General features: G+C 32.5%; 18 protein-coding genes and 1 pseudogene. 10 read left to right on the forward strand and 9 right to left on the reverse strand.

Annotated features, from left to right (window positions below; genetic code table 11):
• The first annotated feature begins 101 nt into the window (after nt 1-101).
• The 7 genes from sdaAB to LQ611_RS08345 all read left to right on the forward strand — a co-directional run bounded on the left by sdaAB (nt 102) and on the right by LQ611_RS08345 (nt 7,804).
• Entirely contained in the window at nt 102-767 is a 666-nt protein-coding gene (gene sdaAB, locus LQ611_RS08315) for an L-serine ammonia-lyase, iron-sulfur-dependent subunit beta (protein WP_025904553.1), read from the forward strand.
• Between the two features lie 13 nt (nt 768-780).
• Nucleotides 781-1,650, forward strand: a complete 870-nt coding sequence (gene sdaAA, locus LQ611_RS08320) for an L-serine ammonia-lyase, iron-sulfur-dependent, subunit alpha (RefSeq protein WP_107565724.1) — start codon at nt 781-783, stop codon at nt 1,648-1,650.
• 144 nt (nt 1,651-1,794) lie between these two features.
• Complete coding sequence (recG, locus tag LQ611_RS08325) at nt 1,795-3,834, forward strand: ATP-dependent DNA helicase RecG (RefSeq protein ID WP_107565723.1); 2,040 nt, start codon at nt 1,795-1,797, stop codon at nt 3,832-3,834.
• A 58-nt stretch (nt 3,835-3,892) separates the two neighbouring features.
• Nucleotides 3,893-4,513 (forward strand): class A sortase, encoded by a 621-nt coding sequence (locus LQ611_RS08330; RefSeq protein WP_107565722.1) that lies wholly within the window; start codon nt 3,893-3,895, stop codon nt 4,511-4,513.
• A 215-nt stretch (nt 4,514-4,728) separates the two neighbouring features.
• Nucleotides 4,729-5,855 (forward strand): IS3 family transposase gene (locus tag LQ611_RS08335; protein ID WP_239709525.1). Its coding sequence is split into 2 segments (ribosomal slippage): nt 4,729-4,975 and nt 4,975-5,855, totalling 1,128 coding nucleotides; the frame shifts between segments, so codons are not numbered across the junction.
• A gap of 221 nt (nt 5,856-6,076) precedes the next feature.
• Nucleotides 6,077-6,391, forward strand: coding sequence for a hypothetical protein (locus LQ611_RS08340; RefSeq protein WP_049318968.1), 315 nt, complete (start codon nt 6,077-6,079; stop codon nt 6,389-6,391).
• Between the two features lie 12 nt (nt 6,392-6,403).
• Nucleotides 6,404-7,804, forward strand: coding sequence for a phosphoribosyltransferase domain-containing protein (locus tag LQ611_RS08345; RefSeq protein WP_210142453.1), 1,401 nt, complete (start codon nt 6,404-6,406; stop codon nt 7,802-7,804).
• Between the two features lie 50 nt (nt 7,805-7,854).
• Here LQ611_RS08345 and LQ611_RS08350 read toward each other — a convergent pair whose 3' ends face one another.
• The 4 genes from LQ611_RS08350 to LQ611_RS08365 all read right to left on the reverse strand — a co-directional run bounded on the left by LQ611_RS08350 (nt 7,855) and on the right by LQ611_RS08365 (nt 11,980).
• Entirely contained in the window at nt 7,855-8,661 is an 807-nt protein-coding gene (locus tag LQ611_RS08350) for a Cof-type HAD-IIB family hydrolase (RefSeq protein WP_107566040.1), read from the reverse strand.
• A 67-nt stretch (nt 8,662-8,728) separates the two neighbouring features.
• Nucleotides 8,729-9,640 carry a homoserine kinase gene (gene thrB / locus LQ611_RS08355; RefSeq protein WP_107573145.1) on the reverse strand — a complete coding sequence of 304 codons (912 nt, stop codon included), beginning with the start codon at nt 9,638-9,640 and terminating at the stop codon, nt 8,729-8,731.
• Entirely contained in the window at nt 9,637-10,701 is a 1,065-nt protein-coding gene (gene thrC, locus LQ611_RS08360) for a threonine synthase (RefSeq protein ID WP_025905878.1), read from the reverse strand. The genes thrB and thrC overlap by 4 nt, the downstream gene beginning before the upstream one ends.
• A 1-nt stretch (nt 10,702) precedes the next feature.
• A complete protein-coding gene (locus tag LQ611_RS08365) occupies nt 10,703-11,980 on the reverse strand; it encodes a homoserine dehydrogenase (RefSeq protein WP_025905877.1) in 1,278 nt (425 codons plus the stop codon).
• Between the two features lie 197 nt (nt 11,981-12,177).
• Between LQ611_RS08365 and LQ611_RS08370 the strand changes: the two genes are divergently transcribed.
• A complete protein-coding gene (locus LQ611_RS08370; protein WP_107634444.1) occupies nt 12,178-13,551 on the forward strand; it encodes an aspartate kinase in 1,374 nt (457 codons plus the stop codon).
• A 38-nt stretch (nt 13,552-13,589) separates the two neighbouring features.
• On the opposite strand, the gene LQ611_RS08375 is transcribed toward LQ611_RS08370, so the two are convergent.
• The 3 genes and pseudogenes from LQ611_RS08375 to LQ611_RS08385 form a co-directional block, all read right to left on the reverse strand.
• Complete coding sequence (locus tag LQ611_RS08375; protein ID WP_025905873.1) at nt 13,590-14,183, reverse strand: hypothetical protein; 594 nt, start codon at nt 14,181-14,183, stop codon at nt 13,590-13,592.
• Between the two features lie 81 nt (nt 14,184-14,264).
• Nucleotides 14,265-14,554 (reverse strand): annotated as a pseudogene (locus LQ611_RS08380) (nucleoside triphosphate pyrophosphohydrolase family protein).
• 43 nt (nt 14,555-14,597) lie between these two features.
• Nucleotides 14,598-15,482, reverse strand: coding sequence for an NAD(P)-dependent oxidoreductase (locus LQ611_RS08385; protein ID WP_025905870.1), 885 nt, complete (start codon nt 15,480-15,482; stop codon nt 14,598-14,600).
• A gap of 255 nt (nt 15,483-15,737) precedes the next feature.
• On the opposite strand from LQ611_RS08385, the gene LQ611_RS08390 reads away from it, so the two are divergent.
• Nucleotides 15,738-16,538, forward strand: coding sequence for a hypothetical protein (locus LQ611_RS08390; RefSeq protein WP_204206919.1), 801 nt, complete (start codon nt 15,738-15,740; stop codon nt 16,536-16,538).
• 51 nt (nt 16,539-16,589) lie between these two features.
• On the opposite strand, the gene LQ611_RS08395 is transcribed toward LQ611_RS08390, so the two are convergent.
• Complete coding sequence (locus LQ611_RS08395; RefSeq protein ID WP_232339588.1) at nt 16,590-17,096, reverse strand: N-acetylmuramoyl-L-alanine amidase; 507 nt, start codon at nt 17,094-17,096, stop codon at nt 16,590-16,592.
• A 158-nt stretch (nt 17,097-17,254) separates the two neighbouring features.
• Here LQ611_RS08395 and LQ611_RS08400 point away from each other — a divergent pair, with 158 nt between their 5' ends.
• On the forward strand, nt 17,255-18,178 hold the full coding sequence (locus LQ611_RS08400) for a diacylglycerol/lipid kinase family protein (protein WP_210142456.1): 924 nt from the start codon (nt 17,255-17,257) through the stop codon (nt 18,176-18,178).
• Nucleotides 18,179-18,450: 272 nt separating this feature from the next.
• Here the strand turns inward: LQ611_RS08400 and LQ611_RS08405 are convergent, their stop codons facing one another.
• The gene (locus tag LQ611_RS08405) at nt 18,451-18,654 is read right to left on the reverse strand and encodes a TM2 domain-containing protein (RefSeq protein WP_025905865.1); all 204 of its coding nucleotides are present in this window, start codon (nt 18,652-18,654) and stop codon (nt 18,451-18,453) included.
• Between the last annotated feature and the right edge of the window lie 198 nt (nt 18,655-18,852).

Consider the following 18,852-nt stretch of genomic DNA (forward strand, 5'->3'; position numbering starts at 1 on the left):
AACAAAAGCGTTGTTGTCTTTTGCGTTGTAAAACGCTTACAAAACGAGCAAAAGTTGTTATAATGGTATGGTGAAATTAAAAGAGAAACGAGTGATTATTGATGAAATATAGAAGTGTCTTTGACATTATTGGTCCTGTAATGGTTGGACCATCTTCATCACATACTGCTGGTGCAGTAAGAATTGGATTAATAGCTAGAGGTTTATTTGATGGTAAACCTGAACATATTGATATATATTTATATGGGTCTTTCATGGAAACTTATAAAGGACATGGGACTGACGTTGCGTTAGTCGGCGGTATTTTAGGCTATGATACAGACGATGATCGAATTAAAACAAGTCTTCAAGATGCTGAACAACAACAGATTGATGTCAACTTTATCGAAATGTTTGAAGAGCGATCACATCCGAATACTGCAATTATCAATATGAGAAATAAAGAAATGGAAATCTCAGTAGAAGGTATTTCAATTGGTGGTGGTAAAGTTGAAATCGTTGCGATAAACGGATTCCAAATTGCCATCAGTGGGAATTATCCTGCGTTACTTGTTTTTCATAAGGATACGTTTGGCACAATCGGGAAAGTGACCAATGTCTTTGGTGATTATCGTATTAATGTTGGTAGTATGCAAGTGGCCCGTAAAGAGAAAGGTGAACTTGCATTAATGACGTGTGAATTAGATGATGATATTCCACAAGAAGTCTTAAATAAAATTAAAGAAATTGATGGTGTACAGACAGTCACATTAATGGGGGAATCATAAAAGGAGGGTTATCATGTTTCAAAGTGTAAAAGAACTTATTGAAATTTGTGAAAAAGAAAATAAAAAAATTTATGAAGTCATGATTGAACAAGAAATGCGTGTGTCTAAACTCTCTAAAGAAGAAGTTTATCAAAATATGGAACGCAATTTAGATACAATGGAAAAAGCCATTGAACGTGGTATAAATGGTGTAACGTCAACAACAGGTTTAACTGGAATGGATGCTGTACTTTTACAAGATTATTTAGAAAGTGGTCAATCACTTTCGGGTGATTTAATGATTGATGCAGTAAGTAAAGCTGTTGCGACGAACGAAGTGAACGCAGCAATGGGTAAAATATGTGCAACACCAACTGCCGGTTCTGCAGGGGTTGCGCCAGGTGTATTATTTGCGCTGAAAAAAAGACTAAACCCAACTAGAGAAGATATGTTACATTTCTTATTTACAACGGGTGCATTTGGATTTGTTGTTGCGAATAACGCATCTATATCAGGTGCGGCTGGTGGTTGCCAAGCTGAAGTTGGTTCAGCGGCTGCGATGAGTGCTGCTGCAACAGTAGAAATGGCTGGCGGTACACCTCAACAATCTGCAGAAGCTTTTGCGATTAGCTTAAAAAATATGTTAGGACTTGTTTGTGATCCAGTTGCAGGTTTAGTAGAAGTACCTTGTGTTAAGAGAAACGCTGCAGGTGCTTCAAATGCAATTATTTCAGCTGATATGGCTTTAGCAGGCGTGAAATCAAGAATTCCTACTGATGAAGTTATAGAAGCTATGTATAAAATTGGCCAAACAATGCCTTCAGCACTACGTGAAACTGGTCGTGGTGGTTTAGCAGGTACACCAACAGGAGAAAGATTAAAACAAGAGATATTTGGAAATTAACCAAAACATTAATTTATAAGGCTGGGACATGATTCATTGTCCTGGTCTTTATTTGTTTGTATCAAGCTCATTTTGGTGAAATCGATTGGTTTATATCATGTATTTGTTCTATAATTAGAGTATTAATAAATATAGGTGATAAAAATGAATAAGCAACATCTAATATATACAGAGCGAACTTTGCAAGAACTTAAAGGTGTTGGACCAAAAAGTTTACAGTTATTAAATGAATTAAATATCTATACATTAGAAGATTTAGTGTTGTATTTACCAACACGTTACGAAGATGAATCTGTCGTTAATTTAAATGAAGCAACTGATGGTGATGTTGTCACTGTTACTGGAGAAGTGTACTCTAGTCCGACTGTTGCATTTTTTGGTAGAAATAAATCTAAATTAACGTGCCATATGTTGATTGATCAAATTGCCGTTAAAGTCACATTCTTTAATCAACCCTATTTGAAAAAAAGACTCATTATGGGTGAAACAGTTACAATCAAAGGTAAATGGGATCAAAAGAAACAAATTATTGCTGGTCAAAAAGTAATGGCTGAAAAAGAAGACGGTGGAAACGCGTTAACACCTATTTACCGATTAAAAGAAGGTTTAAAACAAAAGCAGCTTAATAAATATATTGAACAAGCATTACAAATTGTTGAAATTGATGAATGGTTATCTCCAAATTTAATGGATAAGTATAAATTAATGCCACTAAAAGATGTCATTCCAATTTTACATAAACCACTTCAATTTAATCACCTCAAATTAGCACGACGCACATTTTCATTTAATGAATTATTCTTATTTCAGTTAAAGATGAAATGGTTAAGCAAATTAGAAAAAGAATCTAATAAAATAGAAGGTTTAAATTATGATGTTAATGCGGTGAAATCTTTTATCGAAACATTACCATTTGAATTAACAGATGCTCAGAAAAATAGTGTGAATGAAATTTTTAGAGATTTAAAAGCACCTATTAAAATGCATCGATTATTACAAGGTGATGTAGGTTCGGGTAAAACGGTTGTTGCAGCTATTGCGATTTATGCAATGTTTAATGCAGGTAAGCAAAGTGCACTTATGGTTCCAACAGCTATATTAGCTGAACAACATGCAATCAGTTTAGATGAGTTGTTTGGTGGGCAATTGAATGTCGCTTTATTAACAAGTTCAGTTAAAGGTAAAAAAAGAAAATTATTACTTGAACAGTTGGAAGCAGGAGAAGTTGACGTTATTGTAGGTACGCATGCACTAATTCAAGATGATGTAGCGTTCAATGATATTGGATTAGTTATCATTGATGAACAGCATCGATTTGGTGTAAATCAACGTAAGAAGTTGCGTGAAAAAGGTGCAGATACAAATGTCTTATTTATGACAGCAACACCAATACCGAGAACATTGTCGATCTCTGCGTTCGGTGAAATGGATGTAACTTCGATTAAACAAATGCCTAAAGGTAGAAAAGAAATTTTGACTTCATGGGCTAAACATGAAGAAATTGATCATGTACTGAATCAACTAAACAGTGAAATATTAAAAGGTCGACAAGCGTATGCCATTTGTCCATTAATAGAAGAAAGTGAAGCGTTGGATGTTCAAAATGTGGTCGCAATTTATGAGCAATTACAGTTGCGTTTCGGTGCTGATAAAGTCGGTCTTGTACATGGTAAAATGCATGCAGATGAAAAAGATGAAATCATGAATAAATTTAGTAATAATGAAATCGCGATATTAGTTTCTACGACTGTTGTTGAAGTTGGGGTGAACGTCCCTAATGCAACATTTATGATTATCTATGATGCTGACCGATTTGGTTTATCTACATTACACCAATTAAGAGGACGTGTCGGTAGAAGTCATCATCAAAGTTACTGTACGTTAGTAGCATCACCTAAAACTGAGAGTGGTGTAGAACGTATGCACATTATGACGGAATCTACTGACGGCTTTTATTTATCAGAACGAGATTTGGAAATGAGAGGACCAGGTGACTTCTTTGGCGTTAAACAAAGTGGCTTGCCTGATTTCAGAGTTGCAAATATTGTAGAAGATTATAGAATGTTAGAAGTTGCAAGAGACGAAGCGAGTGAATTAGTGCAATCAGGTGAATTTTTCAAACCTGAATATGATAAATTGAGATTATTAGTACAAGAATCTATGTCAGAACAAAATTTTGATTGACATTGGTACACGTATTGTATAAATTTGAATTACCATATTTTGAGAGTAGGTTAGAAACATGAGATGGTTATATAAAATTATAGGTATCTTATTAATCATGACGGCAATATCTATTTTCTTCTGGAATGATATTAGAACGTATTTTACAGACCGTGTTAATGATAAAGTCATTGAGTCGTATGAAAATCATGATGACAGCGTTAAAATAAATCCAATAGAATCATGGATTACAAAAACAGAAACAGATAACTTAAAAGTAAATGAACATATGGTTGGTTATTTAAAAGTACCAGCAGCAGATATATCAGAGCCTATATTTAAAGGACCAGCAACAGAACAAAATTTAAAAAATGGATTGTCTTTAGTAGATGAGAATGAACAATTAAGTGAGCAAAATGTTGCAATCGCAGGACATCGTGTAGAAGGTGCAGGAATAAGATTTAACTATCTCGATCGCGCAAAAGTTGGCGATAAAGTAGAACTCATCACATTAAAAGGTAAAAAGACATATATAATTAAAAACATTAAAAATGTGAAGCCAAATCAAGTTGAAGTATTAGATGAACATAAAGGTAAACCGAATCAATTAACATTAATAACATGTGATAATTATAATCCAGATACATTATTGTTCGAAGAGCGCATGATATTTACAGCAGTAGAAGAAAATGCAGCATAACTTTGATAGAGGAGAGCAAAATTTCAAATTTTGCTCTTTTTTTGTTGGGAGAAATGAGTTGGATGAAGTGGGTATGGGAGATAGGTGGGTGATTTGTTGGATATAGGTGTGGAAGATTTGAGATTTTTGTGTGGAAGATTGGACCGTCTACACTTAATTGGACAACTTCTTTAAAGAGAAGTATTGTTAAAATTAAGAAAGTAGGTGGTCTTTTTATGAGAAGAGAGCGTAGAGAATACAGTAATGAATTCAAACAGCAAATGGTTGATTTATATCTTAATGAAAAACCAAGATCTGAAATTATTAGAGAATATGATTTAACCCCATCTGTATTAGATAGATGGGTTCAACAAGCAAAAACCTCTGGTTCTTTTGAGCACAAAGATAATCTTACAAAAGAACAAAAGAAAATGATGGAACTAGAAAAAGAAAATAAACAGCTAAAAATGGAAAACGATATTTTAAAGCAAGCCGCACTGATAATCGGACGAAAATAGATGTGATAAATGAGAATACTCACAAATATTCAGTATCAGCAATGTGCAAAGTCCTACAAATGCATAGAAGTACCTACTATTACCACCAAAATAACCAACATAAAGTTAATAAAGAAAACAATGATGAGATATTAGCAGATGAAATTGAAGATATATTCATCTCTAATAGACGTTGTTACGGTACACGTAAAATAAAGATTGCTTTAACGAAACGAGGACTATATGTGTCTAGGCGTAAGATTGGTGTATTGATGAAACAAAGAAACTTAGTTTCTACTTATACAAAGATGAAATTTAAAGTAACATCAAGCAAGGTAAACCAATCTACTACCAAGAATCATTTAAATCGTAACTTTAAAAAACATAAACAGTATAAATACATTGTTTCAGATTTAACTTATGTCCGTGTGGACAATAGATGGCATTATGTATGCTTATTTAGTGATTTATATAATCGTGAGATTATAGGCTATAGTGTAGGACAACGCAAAAACGCTGACTTAGTATTCAAAGCATTAGCAAGTATAGAAACAAATCTATTTAATATAAGCTATATCCATACAGATAGAGGACGAGAATTTGATAATCAATTAATCGATAAAGTAATTGATGTATTCAATATTAACCGTTCTTTAAGCCGTAAGGGAAATCCATATGATAACGCAGTAGCAGAAACAATATTTAAAGCAGTAAAGACAGAATTCATAAATACTACAAGATTCTATACGATAGAACAATTAGAAATTGAATTAAAAATGTATATAAACTGGTATAACAATGAAAGATTACATGCAGGATTAAATTATCAAACACCAACCTCTTATAAACTTATGAATTCTGTCTAAGTTTTTGTTGACATACCATTTGTTACTATGGCTCCCCTTAGTTACAATTCCACCGACTTTTGTAACGATAAACCCCTACTCAAAATATCATTACCTTAATCCCGTACTCAATAGTTCAAAACGTTTATAAAAATTTGCTAACTATAATCTACTTTTTCATATTGCAATATATATAGTATAATAAATATTAATGATAATTTTAGAATAAAGAAGGTGTAAATATGACAGGTCAAACTAATTTATTTGATGATGTTATGGAACAAGATGAACGTTTTGTCATTGTTGTTCAAAGTATTTATGACACACATGCTCAACTCGTTAAGAAAACACTTAGAGAATATACAAGTTTAACTCGGGAACAGATGCAATCATTATTTAATCATCTTAAAGATTTATATTTAAATGAACCATTCGAAGAGAATCAAGCATTTTTTGATATTACTGTTTATACGAACCAAGACTATGCAGCGGACCAAATTTATGCGCATATTAAGAGAAAGAAATTCAGCCATGAATGGACGCATACAAGTAAATAAAGGAGTAATCACATGTCCCAAGTAAGTAAAGTTTTTCCTTTAGATAATGAACAGCAAGTTGAAGTAAAAGTTAAAGAAAATAGATTTGATTTTGAAATAGATGAAATGCTCGCAATTACACAAGAAGAACATTCAGAATTTCCATTTATACCTGTATCTCCTTGTTTAGGATATTCTAGAGGGTTATATCCAGAGCATCCTTTACTCGTTGGTTTATTGTTAGGATTCTTATACCATGAGTCTTTAACAGGCGAAACGGATGAACGCATTCAAACAATTGCTAAAGCTATTAATAGCAAAAATCGCAGTAAAATGATTCAAGCTTTAAATATGGTTGAATCGAATAAACTTGGTCACTATCCACCAACGAGATTTCTAGGTTTAAGTGAACGTGCTGTCAATTTAGGACAATCGATTTTTAGTTTATTTGATGATGATGTGATGTTCTTAGCTTCTACACGAGATAAGATTATTTCTCATCCACCATTATTAGACCATAGCGATATTGTTGACCCTCAAGAACGTTTATTTTTCTATACGAAAGATAAAGACTTCTTTGATAATGATGAACGTGTCGCAATCATTGATAATCATTTATTAAATGGTAATTCTGTACTAAATCTCATTAAAAAGATTTATGATAAATGTCCTGAAAGAGAAACATTTACTGTATTAACACCTATTGATTTAAGATCTCAAAGTGTTAGAGAAGCATTTTCAAGTTTGGAAAAATCTTTAAATATTAAAATCAATATCATTTCACTCATGTCATTTGATGTAGAAATCACAGATATTGAGAATGAAACGAAAGATTTAATTCAAAATGAACTACTAGATAATCAAAAACATGAGACGAAAGTTCAATATTACTCTTTAAGAAATGTCATCAATGATCATTTCATTGTAAAAGCTCAAAATATGCTGCGTGATGGTACGATTCACGATAATCCATACTTTATTTCAACAGGTAGATTTACTTTAAATGGTAAAGAACAACAAGTATCTGAAGACCTGTTTCAACGTATGGGAGAATTATTGAATGACTTTTTAGATGATTCACCTAAATTCGTCATTGGTATAGGAGAATTCATGTACGTTCCACTTCAAATTGCTCGTTATTTACCTGGTAAAGAAATACGTGTACAAGGTACAACACGCTTTAATTTCGATTCTAGTACATTAAGACATTCAAATAAAAAGATTAGTTTCATGTCGCCTTTAGAAAGAACAATCACACATTATTTATATAATTTAGAGATTGATCAATACGAACAAATCATCGTATTTGTTGAAAGACTAAGACACAAAACTGAAATAGATGATATTGTACAACAATTAAAAATACTTGGGGCAAAATCAATTCTCGTAATTGAAATGACTTCAATTGCATTTAATGAAGATCGTCACGAATAATAAAAAGCAACTCAAATCTTAAATTTCTTAAGGTTTGAGCTGCTTTATTTTTATGCTTTTAATATTTTTTCTAGCGCTGTTACGATACCATCATGGTCATGGTCGTCTGTAACGACATCTGCAATACCTTTAATCGTATCGTTCGCATTTCCCATAGCAACACCAACTGCTGCTCTTTCTAACATATCAGAATCATTTAAACTATCACCAAAAGCTATCACTTCTGAGAAATCCGCTTCAATTTGATCAAACAACCTTTGCAACGATTTCCCTTTAGATACTTCTCTATTCATAAACTCTAAAAAGTACGGTTTACTTATAGTTGACGATACATGGTCATTAAATTTGCCATTCAACGCCTGATTTGCGCTTGCAATGTTTTCCTCGAAATCGACACCCATAATTTTTGGAACGTCACCTGTTATAGCTTCTTTAATATCATTAACTTTATTCATTGGAAGTCCAGTCAATTCACTTTCAATGTTCATATAATCATGTGTTGTATCATGAATTATTTGGTCATTTAAATACGTTAAATAAAAGAAATGATGACTTCTACAATAATCAATAATATCGTGAGCATCTTTTTGACTAATTGTTTGATTAAATACGATACTTTGATCTTCTGCCTTGATAACAAAAGCACCATTATAACTTACGATATAGCCACCATAGCTTTTTAAATCAAGTGCTTCTGCATGTTTAATCATACCTGCAGTTGGGCGCCCTGAAGCGAGTATTAACTTCATGCCTTCTTTTTGTTTTTCCATTAAGTATTGATATGTCACTTCACTTATTTCATTCTTTGAAGTTAAAAGTGTATCATCCATATCCATTACGATGTATTTATATGTCATGTTTATCTCCTTAAATATAATAATGCTTATATTCTATCATACATAGAATATAAGCATCTCATTTTAATTATAAGTTTATAATTTTTTGGCTAATACCATATCGATTAATGGTTACCAATTCTGATTCGCAATCTTCAAATTCGTCTTGTAAGTCTCTCACAAGCTTACCACTCAATTCTTTTTTGACAAGCGTTAATACAGTTGGACCAGCACCACTAATGACTGTCGCATACGCACCATGTTCTAAAGCTAATGCTTTAATATGTTCAAAATCAGGGATCAAATGTTGACGATAAGGTTCATGAAAACCATCTTTCATCATCATTTTTCCAGCTAATTCATAATTATGTTGAATCAACGCACTAATCATTGTATTGCTAATCGCACTATATTTAACGGCATCTTTTAAAGATAATGTTTCTGGTAATACTTTACGTGCTTTCTCTGTTGATAGCTCATAAGCTGGTATTGTAGCAATTACATCGACTTTTGGTATATCAATATATGAGACATCCGTATGTTTAGCTTCTGGATCATATACGCCTAAGACTAAACCTCCATAAATTGTTGGTGCAACATTATCTGGATGTCCTTCAATTTCAGTTGCAAGTTGTAGCAACTCATATTTAGACAGCTTTAAATTTGCAAAATAATTAGCAAGAAATAAACCTGTTACGAGCGCAGATGCTGAACTACCTAACCCTCTCGCAAGTGGAATATCGCTATACATTTTTAAATTTAATGCAGGCATTTCTTTAGAAAATTTCTCTGTAGCAGTTTGTGCAATTTTAGTAATATAATGGTCTTCATTATCAGGTAAACCTTGAAGATGAGGTCCAATATGCTCAAAATGCCATTTACCATCTTCGGAAAGATGTGCTTCTACTTCTAAATATTTATCTAGAGCCATTCCGATTGAGTCGAAACCAACCCCAAGGTTAGCAGTTGAGGCTGGTACTTTAAGCTTTAATTTCTTCATTGTAAAGCACGCTCAATATAATCAATAATTGCTTGTTCGTCATTTTCTAAAGGTGTAATTGGCGAATCAAGTAAATCGATCGCAGTATCAGGATCTTTCAATCCATTACCTGTTAAAATTGCGACAACAGTTTGATTTGGCTCTAATTTACCTTGTTCATGCAATTTCAACAAACCTGCAATTGAAGCGTTACTCGCTGGCTCACTGAAGACGCCCTCTTTACTTGTCATAAGTTTGTATGCTTTAAGGATTTCTTCATCTGTCACACTATCAATTAATCCGTTTGACTCATCACGTGCTGCTTCAGCTAATTTCCAACTTGCAGGATTTCCAATTCTAATTGCAGTCGCTACTGTCTCTGGATTTGTGACAACTTTACCTTGTACGATTGGAGACGCACCTTCCGCCTGGAAACCACACATAACAGGTAAACCTGATTGATTTAATTGATGATATTCTTTGAAACCTTTCCAATATGCTGTGATATTTCCAGCATTTCCTACTGGTATCGCAAATAAGTCTGGCGCTTTACCATCTAATTGTTCAACAATTTCAAACGCACCCGTCTTCTGACCTTCAATTCTATAAGGGTTTACAGAGTTTACAAGTGCTATTTCACCTTTTTCTGCTACTTTTTTAACGATATTTAATGCTTCATCAAAATTCCCTTTAATTGATACAATTTCAGCACCGTACATAACTGCTTGTGCTAATTTACCAAGTGCTATTTTACCTTCAGGAATAACAACAATAGCTTTTAAACCTGCTCTTGCAGCATAAGCGGCAGCTGAAGCTGATGTATTACCAGTAGAAGCACATATTACAATCTTTTTACCTTCTTCTTTCGCTTTTGCGACTGCCATTACCATACCTCTATCTTTAAAAGAACCTGTAGGGTTAAGACCTTCAAATTTAGCAAATAAATTAATGTTCAATTTATCTGATAAATAAGGTAAATGAATTAATGGTGTATTACCTTCATTTAAAGTCAGTTGAGGTGTTCCTTCGTTTACTGGTAAATATTCTTTATAATTATGAATTAATCCTTGCCATCTGCCCATATTACTTATCTCCTTCAATTGGATAATATTTCAAAATATTAATGCCATTTTCTTTTAATTGATCAACTGGTAATTCATCAATACCTCTGATGACAATACCATACGTATTTTCAGTACGTTGTTCTACTTTAACACTTCTATGAAATTCGATTGTCGCTTTAATGTCATCTCTTAAGACATCTTCATCTTTGTCACTTTCAACAATGATAAAATGACTATTTTTCAGTGGGAATTTAACCACTTCATCTTCAACAATTTCTTTCGTTCGTTCTGTTTTAAGTTCAAAGTGAGGCGGTAACGTATGTAAATCTGATTCAAATTGTAATGAAACGTTTAATAAATCAGATACAACAGCACTACCAGTAGCTAAACTACCTGCACCTTTACCGTAAAACATTGTGTCTCCAACAGCATCACCAATAACATATATAGCATTATATTCATCTTCTACATGTGCCATTTGATGACTGTTTGGTAATAATGTTGGTTTAACACTTGATATAACTCGGCCATTCTCATATTTACCTTGACCAATTAATTTAATTTTATAGCCTAATTTTTCTGCTACTTTAATGTCTTCTATTTCAACATCAGAAATACCAACTCTTTCAACATCATTTAACGAAATGACTCTATTAAATGATAAATAGCTCGTAATTACGACTTTACGAGCTGCGTCAATTCCTTCAACATCGTCAGTTGGATCCGCTTCTGCATATCCTAAATCTGTTGCAAGCTGTAATGCTTCATCATATGATTTTCCTTCACGCGTCATTTGACTAAGAATAAAGTTAGATGTGCCATTAAAGATACCCATAAATTGATTAATATTATTGGCATTTAAACCATTATTAATCGCATTCACAATCGGAATACCACCTGCTACACTCGCTTCATATTTAAGCGCAACTTTATTTTTCTCAGCTAAATCTTCTAAATCTCTTAAATGTACGGCTAATAAATCTTTATTTGCAGTAATAACGTGTATACCTTTAGAAAGAAATGCTTTCAACCATTCTACTGTTGGTTCGATACCACCCATTACTTCAACAACGATATCCAATTCATCGTCTTCTAAAATTTCGTTAATATTTTCAGTTAAATGATAGCTAGAAGTATTAATTGAACGTTTCTTGTTAACAGAACTCACAAGAATATGTTTAATATGTATAGATTTCCCAATCGTGTCTTCTATTTGCTTTTTATTTTCTTCAACAATCTTTACGACACCTGTTCCAACAGTGCCAAGACCTAATACTGCTACATTTAATACTTTCATTTCCTCACTCACCTTAAATATATTGTTCTTTTTAAAAATACAAATGTCTACTTGAAATAGACTCAAGTTTATTATAGTATAAATTCATTAAAGTTTTTTGTAAAGTTTGAATAATTAGAATTAATAGTAATATTATCATTATTTCTCGCTTTGTAAAGAGCTACAATTATATTACCCCCAGTAAAAGGACTGATAAAATGAAAGTTTCAAAATTTGGCGGAAGTTCCGTCGCTAACAGTGAGCAAATTAAAAAAGTCGTTAACATCATTAACTCTGATGATGAAAGAAAAATTGTAGTCGTATCTGCACCTGGAAAAAGATTTAAAGAAGACATCAAAACAACAGATTTGCTTATACGCTTATATGAAAAAGTCATTAATCAATTAGATTATTCAAACAAACTCAGCCAAATTGTTGGTCGCTATGAAGAAATTGTGACTGAATTGAACATGGATCGTTCTATTTTAGATGAAATTAAAAACCACTTATTAAATTTGATAAACGTGTATCATGATAAACCCGAACGCTTACTAGACGGTTTAAAAAGTTGTGGAGAAGATTTCAATGCGCAGCTTATCGCACAATATAATAGTCAATTAGGTTTCCCTACACGTTACTTATCGCCTAAAGATGCAGGCATCATCGTTACAGATGAACCAGGTAACGCAATGATATTAGAATCGTCATATGAGAAGATTTATAAATTACGTGAATATGATGAGAAATTAATCATTCCTGGATTCTTTGGTTATTCTGAAAATGGTGATATCGTGACTTTCCCAAGGGGTGGATCTGACATTACAGGTGCTATTTTAGCGAGAGGTATTAAAGCAAGCTTGTATGAGAACTTTACGGATGTGTCAGGTATCTTTAGAGCAAATCCAACAGTCGTATCTCAACCTGAAGTAATTCCAGAAATCACATATAGAGAAATGCGTGAATTATCATATGCCGGATTTGGCGTATTTCATGACGAGGCACTAGAGCCACTTTATAAAGATCGCATTCCAGTGGTCATCAAGAATACAAACAGACCAACTGATAAAGGAACATATATTGTGAGTGAACGTAACATCTCTAACTTATCTCATATCGTTTCTGGCGTAAGTTGTGATAAAGGTTTTACAATTATCAACGTCAAAAAGTACTTAATGAATAGAGAAGTTGGATTTACACGTAAAGTACTTAGTATCTTAGAAGAAGAAAACATTTCAATCGAACATATCCCATCTGGTATCGATAGCATTAGTATTATTATGAGAACGACTCAAATTAAAGGAAAAGAAGAAAGAGTTTTAAATAAAATACGCGAAAATATTCCTGTAGACGAGTTAACAATTGATTATGATTTAGCTATTTTAATGATTGTAGGAGAAGGCATGAATAAAGCAGTTGGAACAGCTGCTGGAGCAACTGCAGCACTTAGTAAGAGAAATGTTAACTTAAATATGATTAACCAAGGTTCATCTGAAATTTCTATGATGTTTGGTATTGATGAGCAATATTCTGATATAGCCGTTCAAGCGATTTATGACGAATACTTCGCAAATAAAACAACTCAACTCGCATAATAACAAAAAGAAGCCGACGATTTAATCGTTGGCTTCTTTTATGTATCTGATAAAATAATCTGATTGAGTTTATCTTTTCCAATTACTTTTCTAAGCATAAAGAATTGATAATAACTTAAATGTTGAATTAACTTTTGATATTTATAAATATCATCTTGTCTCAGCTCATGATATAGCTTATACATCATTTGAATTTCCGGTCGCAAATACTTCACATCATGTTCTAAACTATGAAAATATATTTTGTAATCTTCCACTTCTATATTGTGATCATGACTAAATTGCCATTTCTCATCTTTCGTTTCATATATATAAACTTTAAGAATTTTACATTCGCTCTTCTTATTATAAATATAATATTTCTTATAATCTCCAAGTTCTTCAACAGTAATTTCTTTTAGTTCATTCAATGGTGTCTCTACTACTATTTGATAATGGCGTTCTAAAAAGTAGTTTGCTAAATCAAGCTCTTCTTCTCTACTTACTGTTATGCTCATGATTTCCTTAGTGTGTGTATATTCGTTCAAAAATAAATCAATCGCACTTTGTCCACAAACAATATATTGAAATGGATAGTCAGACATTAACTGTTTTAGTTCATCTATAGATAAATATTGTTCGTTTCCTTCCAATATAGCTACCTCCTACGTAAGCGTTTTCACTCCTTTTCATTCTAACAGTTTTGTCATTATTATCCAATAGATAATTGTTTATTATTCTTTACGATTTAGTGAATCTTCTTTTGAAAATCCATTTGGATATCTATTTTGAAGTTTTTCAATATTTAACTGACCAATTTCATCCAGATCTACATCAAGAGCAGAAGCGCAACATGCGATATACCATAGTACATCTCCTAGTTCTTTCTTTAATGCTTCTTTATCCAATTCATGTCCATGAAATACGTATTTCTTAACAATATCTGCAACTTCTCCAGATTCTCCTGTTAATCCTAATGCGCCATTAATCAAGCTTTTATCTGGATCTTTTTTACATCAGACATTGTTCTTAATGCAAGATTTTGATACTCATTTAAATCCATTGTTTTACCCCTTTTTAATATGATCTTTTAATAATTGAATAACAGATTGTGTGCCATTATCTTCAAAACCTGCTTCACTTAATGCATCATATACTTCTTTAGCTTTTAATAATCCAGGCATATATAAGCCACTTTTTTCACTTTCTTCTATCGCAATTCTCATATCTTTAATGAAATGTTTAACATAAAATCCTGGAGCATAGTCTCCTTTGACCATTCTTGGTCCTAAATTGGATAATGACCAACTACCCGCTGCACCATGTTCAATAGAACTGAACACTTTATCAATATCTAATCCCGCTTCTTCAGCATATATAATGGATTCTGCTACTCCTAACATACCTGCAGCTATTGCAATTTGATTAGCAAGTTTCGTATGTTGACCATTGCCACTTTTACCTTGATAGACAACATTTTGTCCAATAACATTGAAAATATCTTCAACTTGATTAAATACTTCTTCGTCTCCACCGACCATAATCGTTAATGTCGCATTTTTAGCACCAACATCACCACCAGATACAGGTGCATCTAAACTGTAAATATTTTTAGTTTTTGCTTCATTATAAATCCTCTCAGCAAGAGCAGGACTTGAAGTCGTCATATCTATAATAGTTGTGCCTTCTTTAGCATGGTTTATAATGCCACTTTCATCTAAATAAATAGATTCGACATCTTTAGGATAACCAACGATAGATATAATCACATCACTTGATTTAGATAAATCTGCTATCGTGTCACACCAAGTCGCGCCAATTTCTACTAATTCATCCGTTTTAGATTTCGTTCTATTATAAACATTTACTTCATAGCCTTCATTAATTAAGTGTGTTGCCATAGATTTACCCATAACACCTGTACCTACAAAACCGATTGTTTTTTTAGTCATTTGAATTCCTCCTGCATATTCTAATCATATAAACATTATACAGATTTATCAGAAAAATCTAAACAAACTCACATAGTCTTTTAGATTAAATTAATGATTATAAAAATGGTATTTTTACTTTTTTAAATAGTGTTATTAAAGCGGAATAAAAAGTTTAAAAAAATTATAATAAATTTTGTTTGAGATTAATATTTAGTGGTATTGAATTATTGTTGATACATAAGTGTCAAACAAAAAAAGAAATGGGGTTTATATATGAAGAAATTTATAATCTTGTTACTATCTTCATTTTTATTCTTAGCAGCATGCGGTAACGATGATAGTGACGGCAGCAAAGATGATTCATCTGCAAATAAAGATTCTTCGAAATCTGATGATACATCTAAATCAAAAGATAGTGAGTCTGATAAAGATTCAGATAAAAAATCTGATGATAAATCTGACAGTAAATCAGACAGCAGTAAGGACTCTGATAGTAGTTCTGATGATGTCGCTTCAGGCGATTCTGCTAGTTCAAATTCAGATAGTAATAACTCCGATGATAACGGGTCTAGTGACTCTAATTCAAATGGCACTAATGGCTCAGATGATAGTAGTGGCACAGATGGTAATAGTTCTTCAAACTCTGACTCAAGCAATTCAAATGCTAATAGTGACGATAACGCAAATAACAATAACTCAGCTAATTCTGATGGATCAAACAATGGTGCTAATAGCAACGCTGACCAAAATAGCAATGGCGCTTCAAATGCTGATAATTCAGAAGCTAATGACGCTAATAACGCAGCTAGCAATCATGCTAACAATGCTGCAAGTAATAGTCAGTCGAATTCAGCACTTGGTGCAGAACAAGCTCAACAAATTTACAATGAAACTGGACAAAATCCTTACTTAAATTCTATTAATGCAGATTGGAGACAAAAATATGAAGGCGGATTAACAAATCCTGAAAAAGCTTCATTAACTGCATTAGAAAAAGGAACATACAATGGTCCTGAACAACCTGTACTATTCTATAATGCATTAGTTCAAATACAACAACAATATGCACAATAATAAAAAAAGCGTGGGATTTAAATCAAATGATTTTATATCCACACGCTTTTTTTAATTCAACATATATTGTTTAATTTGTTCTATAAAATAATCTTTCATTTCATTAATAATCCACTCATCCGGCATGCCATCTATTGTCGTCTTCCAATTTGTATGAATTTCTAATGAACGATGTGGACATTCAGTATCACTAAACTCCAAATGTAATCGAACCGTATCTCGATTAGGTGTTAAATTATAATCAATCATATCTGAAGCGATTGCTCTTAACGTTTCTTGCTCATTTAATAAAAATTCTTCATCTGTACTCGAGAGAGATTCTAATACTTCATACCCTAAATATTGTTCATTACCTATAGGGTTAGCGGTATGCCAGGCAATACGCTCAGTATCAATCGCTTGCCATTGGTGATTTCTATCGATGTAATAATGCGCGATACCTTGTACATATCTTTCTTCAGGTGCGTTTATTAATACTTCACGCCATTCATTAGCATTTAATTCACTTGCATCGTTATGGATCACAACACCTAGTAAAGGTTGCTTTCTTTTTTCCATTTCATAATGGATATAATCATTTTGTGAAGCGATAATAATCCTCCCCTTTTCAATGCTTTTATTTATTTTAACACATTAAAATATTTTATTTAAAATTGTTTATCAATCGTCATACATGGTATTGTAATAAAAGGTACAATACAGGAGGTATCACGATTATGACACAACATTTTCATAGAGGGATTTTATTTTACCACGAAGCTGCTGGGCAAGGTAATATATACAAAGAACTCGGACAAGTTACAGAAAATTTAACACAGCTTTGTGATGAATTAACAATAAAATTAAGTAAAGAAGAAGGACAAATTCGTTCTTATTGTAAAACATTAGCTGCCAATACAAATGAACATGCTTATAATGTTATTTTTATACTGGGCGGCGATGGAACATTAAACGAATTAATAAATGGTGTCGTAGAAAACAATCTCCAAATACCAATAGGCGTCTTACCTGGTGGAACATTCAATGATTTCACGAAGACTATAAATATATCTCAAAAACCAATGCAAGCTTCTCAAGATTTATTAGCGAGTCAAATTAAGTCATTTGATGTAATAGATGTCAATGGTACATATGCCCTTAACTTTGCGGGTATTGGATTGATGGTACAAAACGCTGAAAATGTTGAATCCAATCAAAAAGAATTATTAGGTAAATTCAGTTATATTTTTTCTACAATCAAAACGGTAGCTAACCCAGAAATTTATAAATATGAATTAACAGCTGATAACGAAACTTATTCAGGTGAAAGTTCAATGATTTTGATTGCGAATGGCCAACATGTAGGTGGTAGTAGAATTCCTTTAGAAGATTTATCACCTAATGACGGGAAAATGAATATATTTATTTTCGACAAACAAAATTTCAGTATCATCAATGACTTCTTTAAAGTAAAAGATAGCATGAATTGGAATGAGATTAGTGATAGTATCCAACATATATCATGTGAATCAGCAACGTTATCTACTGATCCATCAGCCAAATTAGATATAGATGGTGAAATTCTGTTCGAAACACCTGTTGAAATAAAAATTTTACGTGACCAAGTTAAATTGCTATATGTAGATTTGAATAATGGATAAATAAAATAGACTGAGACATTACATTATGTACCAGTCTCTTTTATTTGGAAAAATCAATGTAAACATGATGTTCTATGTTGCTTGTTTGGGGAGTCTTGCAATATTCAGCCTCCCAACATTGCTTGTCACGCCTCACTTGCAATATTCATCACTTCCTATTTTTAAAATATGAAAAGAGTCTAGAACATTTCTGTTCCAGACTCTTTTTTCGAAAAATTATTTATTATGATATCTAGGGTTTTAAAAACTTAATAAAAGCATGTCACAACATACTATGCTTGAATATTACCATGTTCATCAGATGGTCTAAACAATGCGAATATAGCACTGAAGAATGCGATAACATGTGGAATCCCTGTCCAACAGAATGCTAAGTGTAATAGTCCAACAACTGGTTTTTGTGCATAAAATTTATGAACGCCAAAGTTTCCTAATAACACAGCTAATGCGATATAAATCCATTTATTTACGAGCATAATATCCCTCCTTCAACTATAAATATCATTATAGTCTCTATATACATATATTACCCAAATATAAACGAACAAAATCAGAGATAGTATGACAATTTTGTCACTTATCAATAAATCAAAACCACCCGTTTAACGGGTGGTTTGTTCTGCGGCTATAAGCCTCTATTACTGACCAGCCCTAAAAGGGCACTGAGAAGATCA

Source organism: Mammaliicoccus sp. L-M44 (assembly GCF_022386355.1).
Lineage (GTDB): Bacteria > Bacillota > Bacilli > Staphylococcales > Staphylococcaceae > Mammaliicoccus > Mammaliicoccus sciuri_A.

Bases quoted from the DNA above. Each gene is read 5' to 3' on its own strand.
- LQ611_RS08350 (WP_107566040.1), bottom strand. From the start codon at position 8,661: ATGACATATAAATACATCGTAATGGATATGGATGATACACTTTTAACT.
- LQ611_RS08345 (WP_210142453.1), top strand. From the start codon at position 6,404: ATGTCCCAAGTAAGTAAAGTTTTTCCTTTAGATAATGAACAGCAAGTT.
- thrB (WP_107573145.1), bottom strand. From the start codon at position 9,640: ATGAAGAAATTAAAGCTTAAAGTACCAGCCTCAACTGCTAACCTTGGG.
- LQ611_RS08365 (WP_025905877.1), bottom strand. From the start codon at position 11,980: ATGAAAGTATTAAATGTAGCAGTATTAGGTCTTGGCACTGTTGGAACA.
- LQ611_RS08390 (WP_204206919.1), top strand. From the start codon at position 15,738: ATGAAGAAATTTATAATCTTGTTACTATCTTCATTTTTATTCTTAGCA.
- LQ611_RS08340 (WP_049318968.1), top strand. From the start codon at position 6,077: ATGACAGGTCAAACTAATTTATTTGATGATGTTATGGAACAAGATGAA.
- LQ611_RS08395 (WP_232339588.1), bottom strand. From the start codon at position 17,096: ATGGAAAAAAGAAAGCAACCTTTACTAGGTGTTGTGATCCATAACGAT.
- LQ611_RS08385 (WP_025905870.1), bottom strand. From the start codon at position 15,482: ATGACTAAAAAAACAATCGGTTTTGTAGGTACAGGTGTTATGGGTAAA.
- LQ611_RS08370 (WP_107634444.1), top strand. From the start codon at position 12,178: ATGAAAGTTTCAAAATTTGGCGGAAGTTCCGTCGCTAACAGTGAGCAA.
- recG (WP_107565723.1), top strand. From the start codon at position 1,795: ATGAATAAGCAACATCTAATATATACAGAGCGAACTTTGCAAGAACTT.
- LQ611_RS08330 (WP_107565722.1), top strand. From the start codon at position 3,893: ATGAGATGGTTATATAAAATTATAGGTATCTTATTAATCATGACGGCA.
- sdaAA (WP_107565724.1), top strand. From the start codon at position 781: ATGTTTCAAAGTGTAAAAGAACTTATTGAAATTTGTGAAAAAGAAAAT.
- LQ611_RS08400 (WP_210142456.1), top strand. From the start codon at position 17,255: ATGACACAACATTTTCATAGAGGGATTTTATTTTACCACGAAGCTGCT.
- thrC (WP_025905878.1), bottom strand. From the start codon at position 10,701: ATGGGCAGATGGCAAGGATTAATTCATAATTATAAAGAATATTTACCA.
- LQ611_RS08405 (WP_025905865.1), bottom strand. From the start codon at position 18,654: ATGCTCGTAAATAAATGGATTTATATCGCATTAGCTGTGTTATTAGGA.
- sdaAB (WP_025904553.1), top strand. From the start codon at position 102: ATGAAATATAGAAGTGTCTTTGACATTATTGGTCCTGTAATGGTTGGA.